Origin of the sequence: Halorubrum aethiopicum, assembly GCF_001542905.1 — an archaeon.
Lineage (GTDB): Archaea > Halobacteriota > Halobacteria > Halobacteriales > Haloferacaceae > Halorubrum > Halorubrum aethiopicum.
In genome coordinates this window covers 125127-149920 of sequence record NZ_LOAJ01000001.1, presented here as the reverse complement: position 1 = coordinate 149920, position 24794 = coordinate 125127, and the positions used below count along the sequence as shown (strand labels likewise).

At 69.9% G+C, this 24794-nt stretch carries 25 protein-coding genes; 14 read left to right on the top strand and 11 right to left on the bottom strand.

Features of this window, described 5'->3' with window-relative positions; translation table 11 throughout:
- Window positions 1–3 precede the first annotated feature (3 nt).
- Genes pstC through AXA68_RS00715 form a run of 4 tightly spaced genes read left to right on the top strand, consistent with a single transcriptional unit; the run spans window position 4 to window position 4308 of the window.
- Window positions 4–978, top strand: coding sequence for a phosphate ABC transporter permease subunit PstC (pstC, locus tag AXA68_RS00730; protein ID WP_066411469.1), 975 nt, complete (start codon window positions 4–6; stop codon window positions 976–978).
- Window positions 978–2762 (top strand): phosphate ABC transporter permease PstA, encoded by a 1785-nt coding sequence (pstA, locus tag AXA68_RS00725; RefSeq protein ID WP_066411468.1) that lies wholly within the window; start codon window positions 978–980, stop codon window positions 2760–2762. The genes pstC and pstA overlap by 1 nt, the downstream gene beginning before the upstream one ends.
- A gap of 1 nt (window position 2763) precedes the next feature.
- On the top strand, window positions 2764–3600 hold the full coding sequence (gene pstB / locus AXA68_RS00720; RefSeq protein ID WP_066411465.1) for a phosphate ABC transporter ATP-binding protein PstB: 837 nt from the start codon (window positions 2764–2766) through the stop codon (window positions 3598–3600).
- Window positions 3601–4308, top strand: coding sequence for a phosphate signaling complex PhoU family protein (locus tag AXA68_RS00715; RefSeq protein WP_066411462.1), 708 nt, complete (start codon window positions 3601–3603; stop codon window positions 4306–4308).
- 85 nt (window positions 4309–4393) lie between these two features.
- On the opposite strand, the gene AXA68_RS00710 is transcribed toward AXA68_RS00715, so the two are convergent.
- Genes AXA68_RS00710 through gatB form a run of 4 tightly spaced genes read right to left on the bottom strand, consistent with a single transcriptional unit; the run spans window position 4394 to window position 7084 of the window.
- On the bottom strand, window positions 4394–4819 hold the full coding sequence (locus tag AXA68_RS00710; protein ID WP_066411459.1) for an RDD family protein: 426 nt from the start codon (window positions 4817–4819) through the stop codon (window positions 4394–4396).
- A gap of 49 nt (window positions 4820–4868) precedes the next feature.
- Complete coding sequence (locus AXA68_RS00705) at window positions 4869–5336, bottom strand: GNAT family N-acetyltransferase (RefSeq protein WP_066411458.1); 468 nt, start codon at window positions 5334–5336, stop codon at window positions 4869–4871.
- A 4-nt stretch (window positions 5337–5340) separates the two neighbouring features.
- On the bottom strand, window positions 5341–5568 hold the full coding sequence (gene samp2, locus AXA68_RS00700) for a ubiquitin-like small modifier protein SAMP2 (protein ID WP_066411456.1): 228 nt from the start codon (window positions 5566–5568) through the stop codon (window positions 5341–5343).
- A gap of 28 nt (window positions 5569–5596) precedes the next feature.
- The gene (gatB, locus tag AXA68_RS00695) at window positions 5597–7084 is read right to left on the bottom strand and encodes an Asp-tRNA(Asn)/Glu-tRNA(Gln) amidotransferase subunit GatB (protein ID WP_066411455.1); all 1488 of its coding nucleotides are present in this window, start codon (window positions 7082–7084) and stop codon (window positions 5597–5599) included.
- A 147-nt stretch (window positions 7085–7231) separates the two neighbouring features.
- Between gatB and AXA68_RS00690 the strand changes: the two genes are divergently transcribed.
- The 6 genes from AXA68_RS00690 to mtnP all read left to right on the top strand — a co-directional run bounded on the left by AXA68_RS00690 (window position 7232) and on the right by mtnP (window position 12353).
- Entirely contained in the window at window positions 7232–7927 is a 696-nt protein-coding gene (locus AXA68_RS00690; protein ID WP_066411452.1) for a phosphoribosyltransferase, read from the top strand.
- Window positions 7928–7930: 3 nt separating this feature from the next.
- Window positions 7931–8545 carry an HD domain-containing protein gene (locus tag AXA68_RS00685; protein WP_066411449.1) on the top strand — a complete coding sequence of 205 codons (615 nt, stop codon included), beginning with the start codon at window positions 7931–7933 and terminating at the stop codon, window positions 8543–8545.
- 118 nt (window positions 8546–8663) lie between these two features.
- The gene (locus AXA68_RS00680) at window positions 8664–10109 is read left to right on the top strand and encodes an FAD-dependent oxidoreductase (RefSeq protein WP_066411448.1); all 1446 of its coding nucleotides are present in this window, start codon (window positions 8664–8666) and stop codon (window positions 10107–10109) included.
- A gap of 94 nt (window positions 10110–10203) precedes the next feature.
- Window positions 10204–10386, top strand: a complete 183-nt coding sequence (locus AXA68_RS00675) for a hypothetical protein (protein ID WP_066411446.1) — start codon at window positions 10204–10206, stop codon at window positions 10384–10386.
- Complete coding sequence (locus tag AXA68_RS00670; RefSeq protein WP_066411444.1) at window positions 10383–11378, top strand: YeiH family protein; 996 nt, start codon at window positions 10383–10385, stop codon at window positions 11376–11378. The genes AXA68_RS00675 and AXA68_RS00670 overlap by 4 nt, the downstream gene beginning before the upstream one ends.
- Window positions 11379–11474: 96 nt before the next feature.
- A complete protein-coding gene (gene mtnP, locus AXA68_RS00665) occupies window positions 11475–12353 on the top strand; it encodes an S-methyl-5'-thioadenosine phosphorylase (protein WP_066411442.1) in 879 nt (292 codons plus the stop codon).
- A 76-nt stretch (window positions 12354–12429) separates the two neighbouring features.
- Here the strand turns inward: mtnP and AXA68_RS00660 are convergent, their stop codons facing one another.
- The 4 genes from AXA68_RS00660 to AXA68_RS00645 all read right to left on the bottom strand — a co-directional run bounded on the left by AXA68_RS00660 (window position 12430) and on the right by AXA68_RS00645 (window position 18792).
- Window positions 12430–13674 (bottom strand): glycosyltransferase, encoded by a 1245-nt coding sequence (locus tag AXA68_RS00660; protein WP_066411438.1) that lies wholly within the window; start codon window positions 13672–13674, stop codon window positions 12430–12432.
- 87 nt (window positions 13675–13761) lie between these two features.
- Window positions 13762–14745, bottom strand: a complete 984-nt coding sequence (locus tag AXA68_RS00655; RefSeq protein WP_066411436.1) for a segregation and condensation protein A — start codon at window positions 14743–14745, stop codon at window positions 13762–13764.
- Window positions 14738–18331, bottom strand: a complete 3594-nt coding sequence (gene smc, locus AXA68_RS00650) for a chromosome segregation protein SMC (protein WP_066411434.1) — start codon at window positions 18329–18331, stop codon at window positions 14738–14740. Before smc ends, AXA68_RS00655 begins: the two co-directional genes overlap by 8 nt.
- A gap of 20 nt (window positions 18332–18351) precedes the next feature.
- Window positions 18352–18792 carry a DUF7518 family protein gene (locus AXA68_RS00645; RefSeq protein ID WP_066411431.1) on the bottom strand — a complete coding sequence of 147 codons (441 nt, stop codon included), beginning with the start codon at window positions 18790–18792 and terminating at the stop codon, window positions 18352–18354.
- 196 nt (window positions 18793–18988) lie between these two features.
- Between AXA68_RS00645 and AXA68_RS00640 the strand changes: the two genes are divergently transcribed.
- The 3 genes from AXA68_RS00640 (at window position 18989) to ftsZ (ending at window position 21194) form a co-directional block, all read left to right on the top strand.
- Window positions 18989–19582: a double zinc ribbon domain-containing protein gene (locus AXA68_RS00640; protein ID WP_066411428.1), complete on the top strand. Its 594-nt coding sequence runs from the start codon at window positions 18989–18991 to the stop codon at window positions 19580–19582.
- A gap of 219 nt (window positions 19583–19801) precedes the next feature.
- Window positions 19802–19981, top strand: coding sequence for a ribbon-helix-helix domain-containing protein (locus tag AXA68_RS00635; protein ID WP_066411425.1), 180 nt, complete (start codon window positions 19802–19804; stop codon window positions 19979–19981).
- Window positions 19982–19985: 4 nt separating this feature from the next.
- The gene (gene ftsZ, locus AXA68_RS00630) at window positions 19986–21194 is read left to right on the top strand and encodes a cell division protein FtsZ (protein WP_066411422.1); all 1209 of its coding nucleotides are present in this window, start codon (window positions 19986–19988) and stop codon (window positions 21192–21194) included.
- Window positions 21195–21251: 57 nt separating this feature from the next.
- Here the strand turns inward: ftsZ and ncsA are convergent, their stop codons facing one another.
- The gene (gene ncsA, locus AXA68_RS00625; protein ID WP_066411421.1) at window positions 21252–22268 is read right to left on the bottom strand and encodes a tRNA 2-thiolation protein NcsA; all 1017 of its coding nucleotides are present in this window, start codon (window positions 22266–22268) and stop codon (window positions 21252–21254) included.
- 156 nt (window positions 22269–22424) lie between these two features.
- On the opposite strand from ncsA, the gene AXA68_RS00620 reads away from it, so the two are divergent.
- Entirely contained in the window at window positions 22425–22943 is a 519-nt protein-coding gene (locus AXA68_RS00620; RefSeq protein ID WP_066411420.1) for a DUF4442 domain-containing protein, read from the top strand.
- Between the two features lie 23 nt (window positions 22944–22966).
- Here AXA68_RS00620 and AXA68_RS00615 read toward each other — a convergent pair whose 3' ends face one another.
- Window positions 22967–23716: a response regulator gene (locus AXA68_RS00615; protein ID WP_066411412.1), complete on the bottom strand. Its 750-nt coding sequence runs from the start codon at window positions 23714–23716 to the stop codon at window positions 22967–22969.
- A gap of 96 nt (window positions 23717–23812) precedes the next feature.
- The gene (locus AXA68_RS00610) at window positions 23813–24766 is read right to left on the bottom strand and encodes an alpha/beta fold hydrolase (RefSeq protein ID WP_066411409.1); all 954 of its coding nucleotides are present in this window, start codon (window positions 24764–24766) and stop codon (window positions 23813–23815) included.
- Between the last annotated feature and the right edge of the window lie 28 nt (window positions 24767–24794).

Below are 24794 nucleotides of genomic sequence, written 5' to 3'. Positions count from 1 at the left end.
GTTGTGACAGACAGTACCGATAGCCCCGATCTCCAGCGTCGGAGCGGGCTCAGACGACTGAAGGAGGGAACCTACGGCGGGCTCTTCGCCGCGTGCGCGGTGATCACCCTGCTCACGACGGTCGCGATCTTCGCGACCCTGCTGTCGGACGCAGTGGTGTTCTTCTCGGAGGTCCCGATCGCCGAGTTCCTGACCGGCACCAACTGGAGCCCGAACCCGGCCGGCGGCGGGCAGTCGTTCGGCATCGTCCCGCTCCTGATCGGGACGCTCGTCGTGACGGTCACGGCGGCGTTCATCGCGCTCCCGACCGGAACGCTGACGGCGATCTACCTCAGCGAGTACGCGACCCCGAACGCGCGCTCGATCCTGAAACCGCTCTTGGAGATCCTCGCCGGGATCCCGACGGTCGTGTACGGCTACTTCGCGTTAGTGTACGTCACTCCGGCGCTGAAGGCGACGCTGTTCCCGGAGATGAGCACCTTCAACGCGCTGTCGGCGTCGATCATGGTCGGCATCATGACGATCCCGATGGTGTCGTCGATCTCCGAGGACGCGATGAGCGCCGTGCCCGACGACCTCCGGCAGGCCGGGTACGGCCTCGGCGCGACGAAGTTCGAGGTCTCGACCGGGATCGTCGTCCCCGCGTCGATCTCCGGGATCGCCTCCTCGTACATCCTCGCCGTCTCCCGCGCCATCGGCGAGACGATGATCGTCGTCGTCGCGATGGGCGCGCAGGCGCGGATGCCGGCGATTCGGGAGGCGGCGTTCGGGATCCCGTTCATCAATCCCGCCGACGTCCTCCTGGACTCCGGGATGACGATCACCGTCGCGATGGTCCAGATCGCCGGCGGCGACCTCACGGGGGGAACGATACCGTACGACTCGATGTTCGCGCTCGGCCTCGCGCTGTTCGCCGTGACGCTCGTAATGAACGTGATTAGTGACATCATCGCGGAACGCTACCGGGAGGAGTACTGATGGCGACGGACACCCCGAACCCCACCGAGAACGCGAACGCGACCGAGTTCGACCGGGTCAGCCGGACGCGCGGGTTCCTCTTCGAGTACCTCTCTTTCGGCGCGAGCGTGTTCGGACTCGTCGCGCTCGGCGTCCTGCTCGTGTACGTCTCGGTCGACGCCTTCGACCTAGCGAACGCCAGCCCCGAGTGGCTGTTGACCTACTCCCTCACGCTCGTCGTTCCCTTCCTCGCGTTCTGTCTGTACAGCGCGAACGACCCCGCGGTCACGCGTCGCGCGCTCGGCGCGCTCGGCGGCGGGCTCGTCGCCGTCGCCGTGCTCTTCACCGCGATAGAGGCGGTCGTCGCGCCGATCCCGCGACTCAACTGGCAGCTCGCGTACCTCTTCGTCGTCGCCGCCCCCGTGACCGCGTACCTCGCGTACGTCGGCAGCCGCGGGCGCGTCGCGGCGGTCGGGTTCGGGCTGCTCGGCCGGCTCGTCGGCGGGGCCGCGATCGGCCTCGCGGTCGGCACCCTCTTCCTGGTGTTCGACGCGCTGGTGTGGTTCCTCGCGTACACCCTCGGCGTCCTGCCGGGCCTCGCGCTGTACGCCTACGGCCGATGGCGCTCCGACGACCGGGCGGCGACGGCCGCGATCCCGGTCGGGCTCGTCGGAGTCGTCGCCGCGACGTTCCTCCGCCGCGTGGTCACGGTGTACCCGTCGGACCTCGTCATCTACCTCTGGACGATCGCGATCCCGGTCGCGGCCGCCGGGGCGGTCCTCGTCGCCGACCGAAGCGGTCGAACCGTCGCGATCCTCGTCGCCGGCTTCCCGCTCGCCGTCGCCGCCGCCGGGGGGTTCCTGGCCGCCGGTGCCGGGCTGCCGGCCCCCACCGTCCTCCTCGTGCTCGCGCTGACCGGCGTGCCGACGGCGGTGTACGTCTCCCGCGTCGTCGAGGGCGGCGACGGGGTCGTCGGGCTCGGCCTCCCGCTTCTCCTCGCCGCCGGCGTGGTCGCCGGGGCGCTGATCGTCGAGGCGTGGGGGGTCCCGGCGCCGGACCCGTGGCTCGATCCGAACTACGTCACGGAGGCCCCCTCCCGGACGCCGGCGGAGGCCGGGCTCTACCCGGCCATCGTCGGCTCCGTCATCATCATCGCGCTCGTCGCGGTGCTGTCGTTCGTCCTCGGCGTCGGCACCTCCGTCTTCCTGGAGGAGTACATGCCGGAGACCGGGGTTCTCGGCTCGCTGACGCGGCTGTTACAGATCAACATCGCGAACCTGGCCGCCATCCCGTCGGTCGTCTACGGCCTCCTCGGGCTGGGACTGTTCGCGAACCTCCTCGGGTTCGGCTTCGGCACGGCGGTGACCGTCGCGTTGACGCTGTCGCTTCTCATCTTGCCGATCACGATCATCTCCGCCCAGGAGGCGATCCGGTCGGTTCCGGACGACCTCCGACGGGGGTCCGACGCCATGGGCGCGACGCGCTGGCAGACGACGAAGAACGTGGTCCTCCCGGAGGCGCTGCCGGGGATCTTCACCGGGACGATCCTCGCGCTCGGCCGCGCGATCGGCGAGACCGCGCCGCTCATCATGGTCGGCGCGGCGACGACCGTGTTCAGCGCGCCGAGCAGCCTCTTCAGTCGCTTCAGCGCCATGCCGATGCAGATCTACGCGTGGGCGAACTTCCCGCAGGCCGACTTCCGGTACGGCGTCGTCGCCGCCGGCGTTATCACGCTTCTCATCATCCTCGTCGGCATGAACGGGACGGCGATCCTGTTGCGGAACCGTGCGGAACGGGGGAACTAACATGAGTAACACATCATCCGACACGACGGGAGACGAATCGCTCATCACCACGGAGGTCGAGACCGGCTCGGCACGATCGAGGGCGGCGCGAACCGCGGTCGCGGCGCGTGACCTGAACGTCTACTACGGCGACGAACAGGCGATCGACGACGTGTCGATCGAGATCCCCGAAAAGCGGGTGACCGCGCTCATCGGGCCCTCCGGCTGCGGCAAGTCGACGTTCCTCCGGTGTATCAATCGGATGAACGACATGATCGACGTCTGCCGCGTCGAGGGCGACGTGGAGTTCGGCGGCAAGAACGTCTACGACGACGACGTCGACCCGGTCGCGCTGCGCCGCAAGATCGGGATGGTGTTCCAGAAGCCGAACCCCTTCCCCAAGTCGATCCGCGACAACGTCGCGTACGGCCTGAAGATCCAGGGGTACGAGGGCGACGTCGACGAGCGCGTCGAGGAGTCGCTGAAGGCCGCGGCGCTGTACGACGAGGTGAAAGACCAGCTCGACTCCTCCGGGCTCGATCTGTCGGGCGGGCAACAACAGCGGCTCTGTATCGCCCGCGCCATCGCGCCCGACCCCGAGGTCATCCTGATGGACGAGCCCACCTCGGCGCTCGACCCGGTCGCGGCCTCGAAGATCGAGGACCTGATCGACGGGCTCGCCGAGGAGTACACCGTCATCATCGTCACGCACAACATGCAGCAGGCGGCCCGCATCTCCGACCGGACCGCCGTGTTCCTCACCGGCGGCCGGCTCGTCGAGTACGACGACACGGCGAAGATCTTCGAGGACCCCGAAGAGCAGCGCGTCGAGGACTACATCACGGGGAAGTTCGGCTAGATGCCCCGAGAGAGCTACCAGAGGCGGCTCGAGGACCTCCGAACCGAGGTCGTCGGCATGGGCGATCTGGTCCTCGAGCGGTACGACGCCGCGCTCGAGGCGGCCGAGACCGGCGACGACGACCTCGCTCGGGAGGTCATCGAGGGCGACTACGAGGTCAACGAGCGCTACCTGGGGCTCGAAGAGGAGTGTACGGAGCTGCTCGCGCTCCAGCAGCCCGTCGCCGGCGACCTCCGGCTGGTGACGGCCTCGTTCAAGGTCATCACCGACCTCGAGCGCGTCGCCGACCTCGCGACCAACCTCGCGGGCTACGGCGGCGACGACGGCGGGCTCCACCCCGCCGTCGACTTCCGGGAGATCGGCGAGGAGGCGGGCGGGATGGTCGCCGACGCGGTGGCCGCGTACGAGGCCGGCGACCCCGACGCCTGCCGGGCGGTCGCGGCCCGCGACGACGACCTCGACGAGCGGTGTCGTCGCGCCAGCGAGGCGGTCGTCCGCGACCTGCTGGAGGCGGACCGCGCGCGGGTCGAGGCGGCCGGCGGAGACCGGGATGTCGAGGCGGACGCCGACGAGCTGGCCGCCGCGCTCGACGAGGTCTCGCGCGCGCTGCTCGCGGTCCGCGACCTCGAGCGCGTGGGCGATCACGCGGTCAACATCGCCGCCCGCGCGCTGTACATGATCGAGAACGACGACGAGCTGATCTACTAACTCCTACCGCGTCGCGGGCGAGCGACACGACCCGCCGTGACGTCCGCGGTAGTCGCGGTCGACGCTTCCCCTTCGTCCCGCCCGGTCACTCTCCGTCGCGAACGACCCGCGTCCCCGCGACGTGGTCGCCGATCCGCCGGTCGCCGTCCGTGAGGACGACCACGGCGAGCCCGACGAGGTAGAAGACCGCGCCGTCCACGACTCGAAGCAGGTTCCGGACGAGCGCGGCCCGGAGCCCGCACGGCGACCCGTCGCGTTCGCGGACGACGAGCCCGAGGAGACGCTTCCCGGGGGTTCGGCCGAACGCGCCCTCGAAGGCGACGTAGTGGCCGAGGTACGCGGCCGGGAGGAGCCACCCTCCCGCGGGGAGAGGGGATCCGGCGAGGAGGCGAAACGCGACCGAAGCGAGGCCGAAAAGCGTCGCGACGAGCAGCGCGTCGGCGACCAGCGCGCCCCCGCGACGGAGGAGCAGTCCCGCGTCCGCGTCCGGACCGAACCGGGGGCGTTCCATGTGGACCGTCCACTCGGTTGGGGGATAAAACGCCTCGGGAACGCCCCCGTCACGCGTCGTCCGGGGTCGCCGATCCCACCGTCAGCCGGCCCCTGGCGCGGCCGTCCCCCGTCGGTTCGATCGAGAACCCGAGGTCCGCGTAGAACTCCGTCAGATCCGCGTCGAACGTCGCGGTGACGGCGTCGACGCCGGACTCGGCCCGCGCGTCCCGCACCGCGCGCGCGACGAGCGCGGACCCGATCCCCCGGCCGCGGCGCTGGCGGCGCACCGCGACCGCGTCGACGTGGCGTCGTTCCGGCTCCGGCCGCGTCAACACCAGCGCCCCGACGACGGAGCCGGTCCGCTCGAAGCGCGCGACGAGGGCGTCGCCGGCGTCGATCCGGGCGTGGAGGGCGGCGGCGTCGGTCTCGAGCATCGCGGCGTCGAGCACGCGGAGGACGTCGAGCCGGTCGTCGGGCGTCGCCGACTCGATCGCGACCCCCGCGGGGAGCGGACCGGGATCGTCGACGTCCGTCACGCTCTCACTCGCCCGCGGCGGCGAGTCCGGTCGTCCCGCCTCGGATCAGCCGAAGCAGCCGCACCCGGTCGGCGTCGACGGGGCGGTCGCCGGGGACGGGCGAGCCCTCGACGAGGACGGACGCCTCCTGGGGGTGAAAGCCCGCGGCACGGATCAGGTCGGCGTAGGTCGCGTCGTCGTCGACGGCGTACGTCTCCGTGTCGCCGCCGACGACGTCGACGGTCACCTCCATGCGTCGATCCTCGCGTCCTGTGTCCCCGTCACCCGTCCAGCCGCTCGCGCAGCAGCCCGTTCACCTGGCCGGGGTCGGCGCTCCCGCCGGTCGCCTGCATCACCTGGCCGACGAGGAAGTTGATCGCCCCGTCGTCGCCGTCGTGGTAGTCGGCCACGGCGTCGGGGTTGTCGTCGATCGCGGCCTCGACCGCGGTCTCGACCTCGCCGGACTCGGCCTTGCCGAGCCCCTCGCGGTCGACGATCGCGTCGGGGTCGTCGCCCTCGTCGAGCATCTCGCGGAGGACGACCTCCTCGGCGTTCTTCACCGTCAGCTCCTCGGCGGCGACCAACTCGATCAGGCGCTTGAACTCGTCGAGCCGGTCGGTCACGTCGGTGATCTCGAGCTCGCGGTAGTTGAGCTCGCCGAGCAGGTTGTCGGCGACCCACGTCGCCGCGAGCTCGGGGTCGTACTCGCCGGCGACGTCCTCGAAGAAGTCCGCGACCTCCTTCGTCGAGGTGAGCTTCGAGGCGGCCTCGGCGTCGAGCCCGTACTCGTCGCGGAAGCGCTCGCGGCGGGCGTCGGGGAGCTCGGGGATCGGAATCGACTCCTTCCAGTCGGCCACCTCCAGGGCGGGGAGGTCCGCCTCCCGGAAGTAGCGGTAGTCCTTCTCCGCCTCCTTCGAGCGCATCGAGACGGTGACGCCGCGCGCCTCGTCCCAGTGGCGGGTCTCCTGTTCGATCTCGCGGCCGCGCCGGAGCACGTTTCGCTGGCGGGTGATCTCGTAGGCGAGCGCCTTCTCCGCGCCCTTGTGACTCGAGATGTTCTTCACCTCGGCGCGGTTGGCGTCGGCGAGGACCTCCTCGGGGACGGAGCCGTCCTCCCCCAGTTCGTCCGCGTCGACGAGCGAGACGTTGGCGTCGACGCGGAGGCTCCCGTCCCGCGTCGCGTCGAAGACGCCGAGGTACTCGAGCACCTCCTCGAGCTTCGCGAGGAACGCGCGCGTCTCCGCCGGCGACCGGAAGTCGGGCTCGGTGACGACCTCCATCAGCGGCGTGCCCGCGCGGTTGTAGTTCACGAGGGTGTGGGTCGCCGACTCGATCGAGCCGCCCGCGTGCTGGATGCTGCCCGGGTCCTCCTCGAGGTGCGCGCGGGTGATCCCGATGGTACGGCGCTCGCCGTCGACGGAGACCTCCAGTTCGCCGTCGGCGCAGATCGGCGCGTCGTACTGGGTGAGCTGGAAGTTCTTCGGCAGGTCGGGGTAGTAGTAGTTCTTCCGGTGGAACGTGGTCGTCTCGGGGATGTCGGCGTCGAGCGCCTTCCCGATCTTCACCGCGCTCTCGACGGCGGCCTCGTTGAGGACCGGCAGCGCGCCCGGCAGCCCGAGACAGGTCGGGCAGGTGCGCGTGTTCGGCTCCTCGTCGTCGGCCGGCTCCGTCGAACAGCCACAGAAGACCTTGGTGTCGGTCTCGAGCTGGACGTGGACCTCCAGCCCGATCACGACCGCCCGCTCCTCGCTCGCGGTCCGTGTGCTCATTAGCGGGTCGTTGCGGGCGGGCCACCTAAATCGTGTCGGCACGGGCGGACGCGAGGGTTCGGCGGGAGCGAGACGCCGGGGTCGGCCCCGGACGATCCCGGCGACCGTTCCGCAAACCCTTATGCTGGCGCGGGCGACTCCCGAGGTATGAGCGAGCTCCCGGACGACTTCGACTGTACCGTGACCAACTGGGAGTACATCTACGGGCTCTGTCGGAACGTCTCGAACGCGGTGAAACGCGCCGACTTCGAGCCGGACGTCGTCGTCGCGCTCGCCCGAGGGGGCTGGTTCGCCGGCCGCTGTACCTGCGACTTCCTCGGGCTCGACGACCTCACGAGCCTCAAGATGGAACACTACGTCGGCGCGGCCGACAAGTCGGACGAGCCGCAGATCCGCTACCCGATGCCGGAGGGCAGCGTCGAGGACAAGGACGTGTTGATCATCGACGACATCGCCGACACCGGCGGGTCGATCCGCCGCGCCGAGGAGTACGTCGAGGAGCGCGACGCCGCCACCGTCCGCACCGCGACGCTCCAGCTCCTCTCCACCTCCGAGTTCGAGCCCGACTTCGTCGGCGAGCGCCTCGAGACGTGGACCTGGGTCGTCTACCCGTGGAACTTCATCGAGGACATGATCGACATCATCGCGGGCGCGATGGCGCGCGCCGACGCGACGACGTTCGACCGCGAGGCGGTCCGTCACCACCTCGAGGCCGACCACGGGGTCGGCCGCATCGAGATGGAGGTCGCCCAGCCCGGCCGGCTCGACGAGGTGCTCGCGGAGATGGAGCGCCGCGGCGTGGTCGAGGCGGTCGGCGAGGGGACCTGGGCGCTCGCGGAGTGAGCGATGGACGCGGGCCACGTCGTCGACGCTCTCCTCGACGCGTACGCGCTCAAAGACGAGGGGCGGACCGGCTGGCAGCTCCGCGGCGTCGACGACCCCGAGTCGGTCGCCGCACACTCCTGGGGGGTCGCGTACCTCGTCTTGGCGCTCGGCGACCGCTTTCGCGACGACCTGCCCGGCGTCGATCTCGACCGCGCGCTCCGGCTCGCGGTCGTCCACGACGTCGCCGAGGCGGAGACGGGCGACGTGGCGACGCGGGCGGACTCGACGGCGGAACCGGTCGACCGCGACGAGAAGGAGGCGGCCGAGCGCGCCGCGATGGCCGACCTCGCCGGTCCGCTCCCCGACCGCGTCCGCGACGCGTGGGAGGCGTACGAGGCCCGCGAGACGCCGGAGGCGGTCCTCGTCAAGGAGTGTGACCTCCTCGACACCTGCCTCCAGGCGGTCGTCTACGAGCGGGACGACCGCTACGACCCCGCCGACGGGGAGCCGGAGGCGTTCGCGGAGTACGACGCGCTCGAGGAGTTCTTCGCGACGACGGAGTCGCGGCTCCGCACCGACGCTGGACGTGTGCTCTTCGATCAATTCCGGGAGCGATATCGGACGGTCCGGGCCTGACTCCGCGGGTCGGAGGGGACGACTTCGGGTCGACGCCCGGAGGAGCGAGCCCGACGGCGCGGAATAGGAAGTCAATTAACTCCCAAGACGGTACGCTCCGCGAGACGGAGCCTCACGCATGTCGGACCACACAGACCTCATCGTCATCGGCGGGGGAATAAGCGGGGCATCGCTTCTGTACACGGTCTCGAAGTTCACCGACGTCGACGACGTCACGCTCATCGAGAAGGAGCCAGAGATCGCGGCGGTGAACTCCCACCACACGAACAACTCCCAGACGCTTCACTTCGGCGACATCGAGACGAACTACACGCTCGAGAAGGCCGAGGAGGTCAAGGAGGGCGCGGAGCTGCTCGCCGGGTACCTCGAGAACGTCGACCCCGACCGCGAGATGCACAGCAAGCGCAGCAAGATGGTGCTCGCGGTCGGGAGCGAGGAGGTCGCGGAGCTGGAGGCCCGCTACCACGACGAGGGGTTCGGCGAGCTCTTCCCCAAACTCGAGCCGATCGGCCGCGAGGAGATCGCCGAGATCGAGCCGAAGGTCGTCGAGGGGCGCGACCCCGACACCGAGCTCATGGCGCTCCAGACCCCCGACGGCTACGTCCTCGATTACGGCATGATCGCGGAGTCGTTCGTCGAGGCGGCCCGCGCCGAGGAGGGCGTCTCGGTCCACCTCGGGACGACGGTGACGAACGTCGACGAGGGCGGCGACGGCTTCACCGTCGAGACCGACGACGGCGACTTCGCGGCCGACGCGGTCGCCGTCGCCGCCGGGTCACACAGCCTCCAGTTCGCCCAGGAGATGGGGTACGGCGAGGACATGTCGCTGCTTCCGGTCGCGGGGAGCTTCTTCCTCGCCGACGACCTGTTGAACGGGAAGGTGTACACCCTCCAGATGAAGAAGCTGCCCTTCGCGGCGGTCCACGGCGACGCCGACGTCCACGACGGGAGCGTCACGCGCTTCGGGCCGACCGCGAAGCTCGTTCCGGCGCTCGAGCGCGGCGAGCTCTCGACGGTGGGCGACTTCGCCGACGTCTTCGGGTTCACGCCGTCGTCGCTCCTGAGTTACGCGAACGTCCTCGCCGACAGGATCCTGTTCCCGTACGTGGTCCGGAACCTGGTGTACGACCTGCCGGTCGTGGGGAAACGGCAGTTCCTCCCGCACGTCCGGAAGGTCGTCCCGAGCGTCGACGTCGAGGACATCGACCGCGCGAAGGGGTACGGCGGAGTCCGTCCACAGATCGTCGACACGGAGTCGAGGGAGCTCGACATGGGCGAAGCGAAGATCCGCGGGGACGGGATCCTCTTCAACATCACGCCCTCGCCGGGCGCGTCGACGGCGCTGAAGAACGCGATGATCGACACGCGCACCGTCCTCGAGTTCCTCGATTCGGAGTACGAATTCGACGAGGCGGCGTTCCGCGCGGCGACGATCGACAACTTCCCGCGGACCGGCGAAGGGGGCGCCAGCGGCGACGCCACCGCTACCGATGCCGCCGATGCCGACGACGGCGAAGCGGCCGCTTCCGAGGAGCCGTCGGCCGCCGTCGAGGCGGGCGACTGACCGACCCGCCCGACGCGGGATCTCGGAGGAGGGTTCCGGAGATCCTCCCGCCGAGCGACACGCGTAAGACGCCGACGCGCGGATCCGGCTCCGTATGACCGGCGAGGAGGGTGACGGATCGAGCGACCTCGACGGACCGGGAGACGGGGACGGATCGGGCTCCGTCGACGGCACGCGTCTCGCCCGCCGCTGGCGCTCCCTCGACCGCGGCTGGCAGGCGCTGTGTCTGGGGCTCGCGATCGTCGCGGCCCACATCGCGCTCTACCCCGTCCCATGACGCTTCTCGACGACCTCCGGCCGTACGTCCCCGGACTGACCCTGCTCGGCGGCGGCGCGCTGTTCGCGACGCTGCTCGGCGGGGCGGTACCGGGACTCCAACCGCTGGTCGTCGCGGTCGCTTCGGGGGTCGTCGCCGCGAACACCGTCGGCACGCCCGCCGCCGCCGAACCGGGCGTCTCCCTCCACAAGCTCGCCTTGGAGACCGGGATCGTTCTGCTCGGCGCGGCGATCGCGATCGAGGAGCTGGCCGCGGCCGGGCCGACGGTCGTCGGGCTCGTGGTCGTCGCCGTCGCCGGCGGGCTCCTGCTCTCGGAGGCGGTGGCGCGCGGCCTCTTCCGGATCGGGGGAACGACGCCGTCGCTCCTGGCGGCCGGCGCGAGCGTCTGCGGCGTCTCCGCCGTCGTCGCCGTCGGCCGGGTGCTGGAGGCGCGCGGGGCGGCGCTCACCTTCGCGGCCGCGACGGTCCTCCTCTTCGACGCGGTCACGCTCGTGGCGTTCCCGCTGGCTGGCGAGTGGCTCGGCCTCACCGCCCGGCAGTTCGGCGTGTGGGCGGGCGTGAGCATGTTCTCGACCGGACCGGTCGCGGCCGCGGGGTTCGCGCACTCCGCCGAGGCGGGCCAGTGGGCGACGGTGACGAAGCTCGCGCGCAACTCGCTTCTGGGCGGCGTCGCCGTCGCCTACTCGGTCGCGTACGCGGCGCGGTCGGCGACGGACCCGGAGGCCCGCGAGCTGTGGGCGGAGTTCCCAAAGTTCCTGCTCGGTTTCCTGCTCGTCGCCGCGATCGCCAATAGCGGGGCGCTCTCGCCCGCCGCGATCGACTCGATCACCGCGGTGTCCGACGCCCTCTTTCTCGTCGCGTTCGTCGGCCTCGGGCTGTCGATCCGGGCCCGTGACCTTCGGGCGGTCGGCCTCGCGCCGGTCGGGGTCGTCCTCGTCCACCTGCTCGTCGTGAGCGGGCTGGCGCTCGTGGCGGTGCGGACGCTGCTCTGATCGGTCGCAGTCGCGCCCGCGGATGGAGGCCTGACCGTGAGCCGCGCCGTCGGTCCGTTTCAGGTCCTATAAGTGGCGAGCGGGCCGATCCGGGGTATGAGCACCATCGGCTTCATCGGCGGCAGCGGGATCTACGAGGCGCTCCCCCTGAACGACGTGCGCGAGGTCGAGTACGACACGCCGTACGGCGAGCCGAGCGACGCGGTCACGATCGGCGAGTTCGCCGACACGGGCCGGGAGGTCGCGTTCCTCCCGCGGCACGGATCGGACCACGGCGTCTCGCCCACGGACCTCCCGTACCGCGCCAACATGTACGCCCTGAAGGAGGCGGGCGTGACCCACGTCTTCGCATCGAACGCAGTCGGCAGCCTCAAGGAGGAACTCGAACCCGGCACGCTCGTCGTCCCCGACCAGATCTACGACCGGACCAAGCGACGCGACCTCTCCTTTTACGGCGACGGCGTCGTCGTCCACCAGCCGTTCGCGGACCCGTACAGCCCGGAACTCGTCGACCACCTGACCGCGGCCGCCGAGTCGGCGGTCGGCGGCGACGGCGACGACCCCACGCCCGTCGTGAAGGGCGGCACCTACGTCTGTATCGAGGGGCCGCAGTACTCCACGCGCGCGGAGTCGGAGTTCTACAAGAGCCAAGGCTGGGACCTCGTCGGCATGACCGCGATCCCCGAAGCGAAGCTTGCCCGCGAGGCCGAGATCGCGTACGCGACGATCGCGGGCGTCACCGACTACGACGTGTGGAAGGAGGACAGCGAGGTGACGCTCGAGGAGGTCTTAGAGAACGCCGAGCGGAACCAAGAGGCGATCAAGGCCGCCGTCGAGGAGGCGGTCCGGACGCTCCCGGAGGACCACACGTGCGAGGCGCACACCGCGCTCGAGGGCACGGTCAACACGCCGACGGAGGCGATCCCCGAGGAGACCAAAGAACGCGTCGAGCCGCTGCTCGGCGAGTACCTGTAGACCGTCCCACGCTCTCCGTTCTGCGGTCGGCGATGGGGCTTCGGAGCGCGCGTCGCCGGGTCGGACTCCTTCCCTCTCAGTCGTCGAACACGTCGAACGTGAACTCCTCGTCGGACTCGCGAGTCAGCCGCTCGGAACCGTCGTGGCTGCTCAACGCGCCCTCGTCCATCGTCTCGTGGACGGACTCGACCGTCTCGGGCGTCACCTTCTCCGTCACCTCGAAGGTCGTCACCGGGCTGACGACGCCCCACAGCGCCCCGACCGAGTGCGCGAGGAAGGCGATCGGCGTCAAGAGGAGGTACAGCGGCCACGTGAGCGGGTGTTTGTCGTACCCCGACGCGCCGACGAGCGTGTAGACGAACAGGACGCCGAACAGCGCGAGCGACGCGGTCCGATACCACTCCATCCCGGGTGCCGTGCCGGGGAAGACGGCGGCGGCGAACACGAGGAGCGGGACCAGCGGCGAGAACGCCCACGCGACGATGCGCGTGTAGTACAACGGCCGGTAGAGGGAGGGGAGGAGGTGCCCGTCCGCGCGGGTGCCGGAGATCCATCGGCGGCGCTGTTTCGCCATCGCCCGCAGGGACGGCGGTGCCTGGTTGCGGAACCGCACGTCGAGCACGGCGAAGGAGACGCCCTCCCGGTCCGCCGCCCGCCAGATGAAGTTCGTGTCCTCCGTGATCGTCGCGACGTCCCACGTGATCGCGTCCTCCAGCGAGCGCCGGATCGCGACCCCGCCGCCCCACGCGTACAGCGGGTAGTTCAACCGACGGAACGCGAACTGCTCGTACTGGTAACCCACCCGAAACACCTCGCTGAGGTACGCGATCCGCGACCCCGTGTACAGCGGCTTCTCCGTGAACTGGACCACGTCGGCGTCGGGCAGCCCCTCGAAGCCGGCCATGATCGTGTCCTCGTCGAGGTAGAGGACGTACTCGCGGTCGCAGGGCACCTCGCGGCGCGCCCACTCGACCGCCCGCCCCTTGTTCGTCGCCGCGCACTCGAACTCCTCGGGGACGACGTGGACCAACGCGCCGTCGACGTCGATCGGTGCCTCGGCGATCACCCGCACGTCGTCGAGCCCGTCCGGGACCGCGTTCACGGTCGCCTGGACCACCGCCTCCGCGTCGATCGTGAGTATCCGGACCTGGACGTCCTCGTAGCCCCACTCCACGTCCTCGGGGTCGACCCGGCCGCCCCGGGCGAGCACCGCCGACTCGAAGACCCACCAGACCGCCGACAGGCCGTACAACAGCAGGGCGATCCACAGCGCGGCGACCACGGCCGCGAGCGCGGGGTCGGTCGCGACGAACTCCCTCACGGGACGTACTGTCTCCGGGGGCTCAATGAACGTGTCGCCGGGGACTCGCGGTGATCCGGAGGGCGGGACGGGCGATCGGGGGCCGCCTCAGTCCGCGAGCGCCTCGCTCTCGCCCGTCGCCGCCGCAGGGTCGCCGATCCAGAGGTCGCCGAACAGGTCGTCCTGGCGGAGCCGGACGCTTCCCCGGTGGGCCATGAAAAGCAGCGCGAGGAACGTCATGAACGGGCGGCCGCCCGCCGACTCCACCTCGGCGAACAGCACCTCCGCGCGCCCGCCCTCGAAGTGCGGACGGAGGGCGGTCTCCACCTCCCCTATCACCTCCTCGATGTCCTCGTCGTGGGTGCGGTCGGTCGCCTCCCCGGCGGTCGGCTCGCCGTCGCGGCGGAACTCGTCGCCGGCGTGGTAATCCAGCGTCTGGGTCCCCCGGCCGTAGCCGGTCGGCGACTCCGAGGTGTCGTACTCGCGGGACTCCTTCCACCAGGAGTCGCGTTCCGCCTCGCGAAGCTCGCGGACCAGCTCGTCGAGCGTCTCCGGCGACCCGCGGGTGTTCTTGCGGTCGAGCCGCCGGTCCATCTCCGCCTCCAGCCGGTCGATCGGGTCGAACTCCGGGTCGGCGGGGTCGGCGGCACCGCCCTCCATCGCCGCCTCCCACGGCTCCCGCTCGGGCTCGTCGTCCTCGTCGTCCTCGGCGAGCATTCCGTCGCTTTTCATCCGGAGCAGGACGCTCGCGTAGAACAGCGCGCGACCCGTCGTCCGGAGGTCCGTCTCGTCGAGCCTCTCGAGGAAGGCGTCGGTCACCCGGACGATGTCGATGTCCCACGGCTCGATCTCGCCCTCCTCCGCGAGCTGGACGAGCAGCTCGACGGGCTCGACCTCGCCCTCGTCGGGGTCGGGACCGGTCGCCGGATCGGGTTCGGCGGCGGGATCGGAATCATCCGTCGCGGTCGCGGCGGAGTCGGAGGCGTCGCCGCCGAACGGTGGGGGATCTCCCGCCCCGTCGCGGTCGCTCGTCAGGTCCAGATCGGGCACGCCGCCGCCCGCTCCGGCGTCTGCCGAGCCGTCGTCAGTCATCCGCGCTCACCTCCGCCTCCTCGTCGCCGTCGCCGTCCCCGCCGAACCGCATCCCGGTCACGGCGGAGAGGTTGTCGCCCTGCATCGTGACGCCGATGGCGCGGTCCGAGCGCTCTAAAAGCGCCGAGCGGTGCCCGACCACGACGAACTGGGCGTCGGCGGCCAGCTCCTCTATCATCTCGCCGACCCGCTCGGCGTTGACCGCGTCGAGGAAGGCGTCGATCTCGTCGAGCGCGTAGAACGGAGCGGGGTTGTGTCGCTGGACCGCGAAGATGAAGGAGAGCGCGGTCAGCGACTTCTCCCCGCCGCTCATCGCCTCGAGCCGCTGGACCGGCTTGTCCGCCGGCTGTGCCTTCATCGTCAGTCCCTCCTCGAAGGGGTCCTCGGGGTTCTCCAGGAGGAGCTCGCCGCTGCCGGCCGACAGCCGTGAGAAGATGTCGCGGAAGTGGTCGTTTATCGACTCGAACGTCTCCATGAACGTCGCCTTCTTCTCCGCCTCGTACCCCTCGATCCGTTCGGTGATCGCGTCGCGCTCCTCGACGAGCACGTCGCGGCGCTCCTCGAGCGTCTCGAGCTCGGCCTCGACCTCGTCGTACTCGTCTATCGCGAGCATGTTGACCGGCTCCAGCGCCTCCATCTCGGCTTCCACCTCCTCGATCCGCGACTCGACCTCGTCGATGTCGGGGACCTCCTCGGGGTCGTACTCGCCGACCTGCGACTCCAGCTCGTCGATCTCCCACTCCAGGCGGTCCCGCCGGTCCGTGAGATCGGAGAGCTCGGACTCCGCGTCGGCGACGAGCGAACGCTGTTCGTCGCGCTTCCGTGTCGCCTCCCGGATCTCCTCGCGGAGCGCCTCGCGGTCCTCCTTCAGGTCCGCGATCTCCGCTTCCAGCTCCGCTATCGACTCGCGTTTGGCCTCCAGCGTCTCCTCCTTCTCGGCGATGGTCTCCTCGTGGTCGGCGATCGCCTCCTCGGCCTCGCTCTTTCTGTTCTGTGCCTCCTCGACCGTGTCGTGGAGGTCGTCGACGGCCTCCTCGGCGTACTCCTTTTCGAGCTCCAGCTCGTTCTGCCGGGCGTCGAGGTCGTCCATGCGATCTTCCAGCTCGGCGATCTCCTCGCGGATCCCGTCTGCCTCCTCGGAGAGCTCCGGAATCTTCGAGTCGGCGAGCTCGGCCTCGATCTCCTCGACGTCGCCCTCCAGCCGGTCGACGTCCGCGTCGAGCGCGTCGATCGTCTCGTCGATCCCGTTCATCTCCTCGTCGACCGACTCGCGCTCCGCGCGGAGCTCCTCGAGTTCCGCCTCCAGCTCCTCGATCCGGGCCTCGGTCTCCGCGAGTTCCTCCTCGGCGCGTTCGACGTCGCCCTCCAGCGATCGGACGCGGTCCGCGGCGTCCGCCTTCCGCTCGCGGGCGTCGTCGATGTCGGCGTCCAGGTCGTCGATCGCGGCCTCGAGTTCGCGCCGCTCGTCCTCCAACTCGCCGATCTCCTCGGCGAGCCGCTCGAGCTTGCCGCCGCCGGACTTCGTGAACGCGTACCGGGAGCCGCCGCCGGAGCCGCCGGTCATCGCGCCCGACTTCTCGACGAGGTCGCCCTCGAGGGTGACCATCCGGTAGTCGCCCATCAGATCGCGGGCGGTCGCCATGTCCTCGACGACGAGCGTCGAGCCGAGCACGTACGAGAAGACCGACTCGTACCGCGAGTCGTACTCGACGAGGTTCCGCGCGAAGTCGACGACGCCCGGCATCGAGGGTTTGCGGGGGAGACCGCGGTCGTCCATCTTCGTGATCGGCAGGAACGTCGCCCGCCCCGCGTTCCGTTGCTTCAGGTAGTCGATACACGTCGATCCGACGCCGTCGTCGTCGACGACGACGTTCGCGAGCCGCCCGCCGGCGGCGGTCTCACACGCCTCGGCGTACTCCGCCTCGACGGAGCCGAGCTCGCCGACCGCGCCGTGGACGCCGTCGATGCCGCCGTTCTTCACCTCGGTGACCGCCCGCGGCCAGGAGGTGTCGCCCCGCTCGCTCGCGGCCGCCTCCAGCTTCGCGTACTCGTTCTGCTTCTCGCGGAGGTCGTCCTCGACCGCCTCCAACTCCTCCTTCCGTTCGGCCTTCTCGGCGAAGAGGTCGGCGACGACGTCCTCGATCTTCGACTCGTTCTTCTCGGCTTTGTCGAGCTCGCCGCGGAGCTCGGAGATCCGGGCTTTCAGGTCGGGGACCTCCTCGCGGGCCGCATCGAGGTCCGCACGGGTCTCCTCGACCGCGTTCGAGCGCCGGCGGGCCTCGTCGAGCAGCCGGTCCTTCTCGCGCTGGTGGCGGTTCTTCTCCTCGCGGAGGGACTCGAGCCGCTCCTTCTTGTCGGCGAGCTCGTCCTTCAGCTCGTCGAACTCGGTGTCTGCTCCCTCGATCTCGGCTTCCACCTCCGCCAGCTCCGACCGCTTCGTCGCGAGCTCGGACTTGAGCGACGCCTTCTCGACTTTCGTCTCCCGGATCTCCGACTCGAGGTCGTCTATCGTCTCCTGTTTGCGGTCGATCTGGACGAACGCGTTCCGCCGTTCCGTCTCGGCGTCGTCGGCGCGTTCCTCGGCCGCCTCGATCTTCCCCTCCAGCCGGGAGATCTCGCCTTTGATCTCCTCGATCTCCGACCGGATGGCGATCTGTTCGTCCTCGCCTTTGGTCTCGATCTCGTGGTTGAGGTCGGCCAGGTCCTCCTCGAGGCGGGTGACCGTCCCCTGTCTGGTGTCGAGTTCGACGCGGAGCTCCTCGAGTTCCGCCTCCGCCTCCTCGATCTCCGCTTCGACGTCGGCGAACGAGTCGCGTTTGTCCTCCAGCTCCGAGGCCTGCCGATACCCGCGGTACTGCTCGAGCTCCTCGCGGAGCGACTGGTACTCGAGGGCGGTCTCGCGCTCCTCGGAGAGCTGATCGAGCCGCTCCCGTTTCTCGTCGATCCGGAGGTCGGCCTCTCCGATCCGGTCTTTCACCGTGTCGAGCTCCTCGAAGGCGGCCTCCTTCTTCTCGTCGAACTCCGCGACGCCCGCGATCTCGTCGATTATCCCCCGCCGCTGGTAGGGGGTCATGTTGATGATCTCGGTCACGTCGCCCTGCATGACGACGTTGTAGCCCTCCGGCGTGACGCCGGCGGCCGCGAGCAGGTCGCGAACGTCGGAGAGGTTCACGGAGCGCCCGTTGAGGTAGTAGTACGAGTAGTAGTTCTCCTCGGTCTCCTTCACCCGCCGTTTGATCGTGATCTCCGAGACGTCGCCGACGTTCTCGGAGCCGGCCGCCGAGACGACCTGGGAGCGGTCGAGCGTCCCGTCCTCGTTCGACAGGACGACGGTGACGGACGCCTCCTTCGGGCCGCCGGCCGCCTCGCCGTCCTCGTGGCCGGGGTTGTAGATGAGGTCGGTGAGCTTCTTGGCTCGGATCCCGCGGGTGCGCGCCAGCCCGAGCGCGAACAGGATCCCGTCGATGATGTTCGACTTCCCGGAGCCGTTCGGCCCCGTGACGACCGTGAAGTCCTCGTAGAAGGGGATCCTCGTGGTCCGCCCGAAGCTCTTGAAACCGTCCAGGACTACTTCAGTGATGTGCATGGCGGGATACGGACGCCGGCTTACGCGACGATGATGTCGCTGTCGTCGGACTCCCCGTCCTCGGCGTCGCCGCCGTCCGCGTCGGCGGCCTCGCCGTCTCCCGCCGTCTCGGGAGCGGGCTCCCCGTCCTCGGCGGCGGGCGACTCCGCGTCCGCGCGCTCGGGATCGCTGCCGGCCGCCTCCCCGGGGCTCGAGGGGCCGCCGGTCCGTTCGACGACCTCGACGTGGTCGTCGGAGTGCGTCCGGCGTTCGCTCTCCGTCGGCGCGTCGGACGCGTCGGACTCGTCCGACGGCGGCTCCTCGGGGACGGCCGCGGCGGCCTCCGCGTCGACCGCCACCTCCTGGGCGTCCTCCACCTGTCGGACGCGCTCTTTCATCTCCACGAGCTCCTCGGTGAGCCCGTTGACCGCCGCCTGCAGCTCCGCGACCTGCCGTTCGAGGTCCTCGACGCGGTTACTCATGTGCTCACGTATGCCCGCGCGAGGCGTATAAACCTGTGTCAGACACACGTGTGACCACGCCACACGGTCCGCCCGCGGCGGCGTCGAACGCCGGAGACCGATCCGGCCGCAGCGGACGTTTCGAGCCGCTGAAACGTGTCTGCCGCGGAGCGGACGAGGGGGAAAATACTTGTACTGGGGTTGCCATCGCACCGGTATGAGCAAGATCACCTTCCGAGCCGACGACGACCTCGTCGAGCGGCTGGAAGCGTGTGACGCCTCCAAAAGCGAGGTGATGCGCGAGGCGCTCCGCGCTCACCTCGACGACGCGGCCGACGGGACGGACGCGGACGCCCCCGAGGGAAGCGTGGACGACGCCCTCACGGAACGGATCGACGACCTGATCGCCGACCGGCTCGACGCGGCGTTGACGGAGCGACTCGGCGCTCCGGATCGCCGCGACCCCGAAAACGCGTATACGCCGTCTACGCCGGGTGAGATCAACGTAAACGTCACGCTCGACGCCCCTGGGGCCGACGACGGGGACACGCGTGTGACACGGAAGACGGAGCCCGAGCCAGAGCCGGAAACGCGTAAGACACGTGCGGACCGCGGGGTGCAAACGGGCGAAAACGTCTGCGGCGGATGCGGCGAAAACGTTCCGGAGGACCACGTATACTGCCCGAACTGCGGTGAGAAGCAGTCGCATCGAGCCTTCTGTGAGTGCGGTGACGAGGTCCGAACGGACTGGGCGTTCTGTCCCGGCTGCGGCCGGCGAACCCCAGCCGCGGACGTGTTGAAGGACCGATAAACGCTGAAAACACGCCTCTCGAGGCCGTATACGCCGATGTTCGTCTGTGTCTTACGACCGTCGTTAATTTTATAAGGGTAGCCTCGGTGACTACAATCGCGTAAGACGACCGTCTTACAGCCGGCGTCCGGCGAAGGGATGTCCCCGCCGTCGGGCGATCCGTGGCTGTAAGACGCACGGCGTGTGTCGTGGGCGTCGTCTTACCGGGGGAATACAACAATGGAGCGTGTGACACTACGGATCCCGAAACAGCAGATAGACGAGGTCGAACAGATGGTCGAGACGGGGGAGTTCCCGAACCGGAGCGAGGCGATCCGGTCGGCCGTCCGCGACATGTTGAGCGAACAGGACGGCGAGCGCGAGGAGCGCGGCCGCAACCGCAGCTGGGCCAAGGTGTAGATCGATGCAGGATCTCGTTCAGGACGCCCTCGACAACGCGGAAGCGGAGAAGCGCGAGATGGACGCCAGCATGGACGACGACGAGTTCGGGGACCCCCGTATCGTCATCGTCGGTGCCGGCGGCGCGGGAAACAACACCGTCAACCGCCTGTACAACATCGGCGTCGACGGTGCCGACACCGTCGCGATCAACACGGACAAACAGCACCTCAAGATGATCGAGGCCGACACCAAGATCCTCGTGGGCAAGTCGCTCACGCAGGGGCTGGGTGCCGGCGGCGACCCCAAGATGGGCGAGCGCGCGACGGAGATGGCCCAGGGGACGATAAAGGAGGTGCTCGGTGACGCCGACCTCGTCTTCGTCACGGCCGGGATGGGCGGCGGCACCGGAACCGGTGCCGCCCCCGTCGTCTCGAAGATCGCCAAAGAGCAGGGCGCTATCGTCGTCGGGATGGTCTCGACGCCGTTCAACGTCGAGCGCGCCCGCACGGTGAAAGCCGAGGAGGGGTTAGAGAGCCTCCGCAACGAGGCCGACTCGATCATCGTCCTCGACAACAACCGCCTGCTCGATTACGTCCCGAACCTGCCGATCGGGAAGGCGTTCTCCGTGATGGACCAGATCATCGCGGAGACGGTGAAGGGGATCTCCGAGACGATCACCCAGCCGAGCCTCATCAACCTGGACTACGCCGACATGTCCACCATCATGAACCAGGGCGGCGTGGCCGTCATGCTCGTCGGCGAGACCCAGGACAAGAACAAGACCCAGGAGGTGGTCAACGACGCGATGAACCACCCCCTCCTCGACGTCGACTACCGCGGTGCCTCCGGCGGGCTCGTCCACATCACGGGCGGCCCCGACCTCACGCTGAAGGAGGCCGAGGGGATCGCGAACAACATCACCGAGCGACTGGAGGCGAGCGCCAACGTCATCTGGGGCGCTCGCATCCAGGACGAGTACAAGGGGAAGGTCCGCGTCATGGCGATCATGACGGGCGTCCAGAGCGCGCAGGTGCTCGGCCCGTCGACCCAGAAGCAGGCGGACAAGTCCCGCGCCGCGGTCGACGCCGACGACCTCGGCGACTCCCGCTCGCGGGCGACCGAGGCGACGAACGGAGCTCAGGGATCCGGCGGCTCCGAGCGCGCCGCCTGGGAGTCCGACGGCGGCACCGAGCCCGTCGAGACGAACAACGGGCTCGACGTCATCCGCTGAAGGCGGCGCTCCCGGAGTCGTTTTACACCGCGTTTTTCGCTCGCCCGACCCCGCGAGCTACGACGCCGCCTCGATCGAATCGAGCAGCCGACACTTCCGACACACCTCGCGGCTGGTCGTCGAGCCGCAGCGGGTACACTCGCGAAGCGACCGGTCGTCGCTGCCGCCGCGGTCGGTCGCGTCGCCTCCGCGATCGGTCGCGTCGCCGCCCTCCCGATACCGCTCCGCGGTGAGCGCCGACAGCTCCTCGTAGCCGGCCATGATCGAGTGGCGCGTGCCGGGGTGGTTCTCCTCGAGGTCGTGGATCAGCGACTGGATCTCGCCGCGGTACGCCTCGGCGGCGTGGGGACACTCGGCCATGTGGACCGGGAGGTCGCGGACGTGACAGTAGAGCGCGACCTCCTTTTCCGGCACGTCCCGAAGCGGCTTGGCGCGGGGGACGAACGCGTCGGTCTCGCCGCGCTCGTCGAAGGGGCCGAGCGAGGCGTCGAAGTGTTTCGCGACCTGCCGGACGTCGCCCTCGAGGAAGTTCATCAGCGCGGTCTGGGCCTCGTCGTCGAGGTTGTGGCCGGTCAGCAGCTTGTCGGCGTCGAACTCCTCGGCGTATCGTTCGAGGACGTCCCGGCGGAACACGCCACAGTACGCACACGGGGCCATGTCCTCCGGGTCCGTCTCGACCACGTCGTCCATGCGGACGCCGAACTCGTCGTCGTAGGAGACGACCTCGTGGCGGATCGAGCGGTCCTCGGCGAGTTCGACGCAGGCGTCGAGGCTCTCGTCGCGGTAGCCCTCGATCCCCTCGTGGATCGTGAGCGCGAGCATCTCGACGCGGGGATCCCTTCCGAACACGTCGTCGAGGACGTGGGTGAGGACCACGCTGTCCTTCCCGCCCGAGAGCCCGATCACCCAGCGGTCCGGATCGTCGGGGGTCGCGTCGGGGTCGAGCAGCCCGTCCTCGCGGACCCGGCGTTTCACGCGCTTCTCGACCGAGCGACAGAGGTGCTCGCCACAGAGGTGCGCCCCCGAGTAGGCGGCGTGGTGGATCGCGTCGGCCCCGCACTTGTCACACTCCATCGGTGTCCGGTTGCGGACGCGCGGGGATACGGGTTTCGGGGCTCGGCGGCTCCGCCGCTCGAACCGTCCCCGCGGACCGTGACGCCTCGCGGCAACCGCCCGCGCGTTGTCTCGCGTTCCGACACGCGTTTGCCCCCGGAGACGACTCGAGTGGACGTGACTGACTCCCCGACCGGGATCGACCGCGACCCGGAGCCGCGGCCGATCGATCCGAACCCGCCGGCCGAGAGCCTCCGCACCCGTCTGTGGCGGCACGCGTTCAACCTGCTTCCCGCCTACCGCGGGACCGGCGCGCGGGTCGACCACATCGGCGCGGCGTGGCGGTACGTCCGCGTGCGGGTCCCGTTCAACTGGCGGACGCGGAACGGGCTCGGCGTGACCTTCGGCGGGAGCCTCTACGGCGCGCTCGATCCGGTGTACATGACCATGCTCCGGCGCGTCCTCGGCGACGGGTTCACGGTCTGGGACAAGTCCGCCGCGATCGAGTTCATCGAACCCGGCCGCGGGACGCTGTACGCGGAGTTCGAACTCGCGGTCGACGAGACCGAGGCGCTCCGCGGGACGCTCGCGCCGGGGGAGTCGACCGACCGCGAGTACGCGGTCTCGCTCGTCGACGAGGCGGGGACCGTCCACGCGACCTGTCGGAAGACGCTGTACGTGCGCCGCGACGAGTGAGCCGAGACGCCCCCGATCCCGACTCAGTCGTCGGCGCGAGCGCCCGACCCGCCGCGTTCCGACACCGAGATGAGGAGGCGGCCGTCGCTCGTCGTGCTCACCATCTTCGACTCCGGGAACGTGCTCCCGTCGGCCCGGAGACCGGTGCTCCGCCCGGTCCACCGGTCGCCCTCCATGACGGCCGGGAGCACGTCGGTCCGGATGTGTTCGACCGCCTCGTCGGGATGGAGCCGCTGCCAGCGCTCGCCGACGAGGTCCTCGGGGTCGTAGCCGTACAGTTCGCCGTACTCCTCGCAGACGTACTCGAAGGTCCCGTCGGGCGCGACCGTACAGACCCCGTCGAGGGAGACTCCCCCCGCGTCGAACCCGTCGCTCCTCTCCTCGTCGCCGTCCATCGCGTGTCCGACCCGGCGGATGAGCGTCGTGTACGCCTCGCTACCGCCGTTCTTGCTCACGTAGTCGGTGACGCCGACGCGGACCATCTCGGCCGCGATCTCGTCGGGCTCCGTCGCCGAGAACAGCAGGAACGGAAGCTCCGGATGCGTCTCCCGTGCGGACGCGAGGAGCTCGACGCCGGTTCGGGCGGGCATGTCGTAGTCGGTGACGACGCAGTCGAACGCCTCCGCACGGATCCGCTCGAGCGCCGCGTTCGGGTCGGTCTCGACGGTCGTCTCGCAGTCGAACCCGTCGTCGCGCTCGAGGTACGCCGCGACGAGGTCCGCGAGTCCGGGTTCGTCGTCGACACAGAGCACGCGTAGCGGGTCGTCGGTCATGTGCCCGCCTCCGCCCAGGCGACCTAAATCGTTTCCCTCCCGCTATTCAGTTCTGATATCGGCGTGGTCGCGACGGGACGAAAGAGGCGGCCTCGGCTAGGCCGTCGCGCCGGCGACGAGGCTCTCGCGGACGGTCTCGAGGAAGCGGTTCGGGTGCTCGACGTGGGGCAACAGCGCGGCGCGATCGAAGACGACGAGCCGCGCGCCCGACGCGTCCGCGAGCTCGCGGCCGTCCGAGAGCGGGCTCACGTCGGCCTCGCGGCCCCACACGATCGTGGGGGGTACCTCGAGATCGGCGAGTGCGGCCGCCAGGTCGACGTCGCTGTTGAGGTACCCCGACACGAACGACGCCGGCGCGAACCGCGCGTTCTCGACGTGGCTGGTCCGCCACTCGTAGTCGACCCACTCCTCGGTGGGGGCGTCGGGGTCGTAGTAGCCGTGGTCGGCGTTGAAGTACCGGATCGAGGGCTTCGAGGCGATCAGGTTGAAGACCGCCGAGCCGACGAGCGGCGACCGGATCAGCTCCCGGAGCCAGGGCTTCGGCGGGCTCGGTCCGGCGACGGCCGTGGGACAGACGCCGACGAACCCGCTCACCTCGAGGTCCTCCCTCGCGGAGTCGCCCGCGAGCGCCCCGGCCGCGTACGCCGCCGACAGCGACGAGGCGACCACGGCGGGCTCGTCGAACTCGGCGAGGAAGTCGCCGACGAAGTCCTCGTACAGCGCCGCGGAGTACCGGAGCGGCGGCCGGTCCGACCGCCCGTATCCGGGAAGGTCGGGCGCGACGACGTGGTGGTCGGCGGTGAGGTCGCCGAAGACCTCGCGCCACTCCCCGGCGGAGCCGGCGGCGTTGATCCCGTGGAGGAGCACGAGGTCGGGGTCCTCGGGGTCGCCGCCCTCGGTGTAGGCGACGTCCATGCCGCGCCAGCGGAAGGTGCCGTCCTCGCCGACGAGCGGCGATTCCAGTTCGTCTTCGTAGCGGAGCCCGACGTTCGCCGCCGCCAGCGCGCCGACGCCGAGGAGGGCCGTCCCGGCGAGGTTCCTGAGTCTCATGGAAAACTGTTGGTTCGCGGGCGACTTA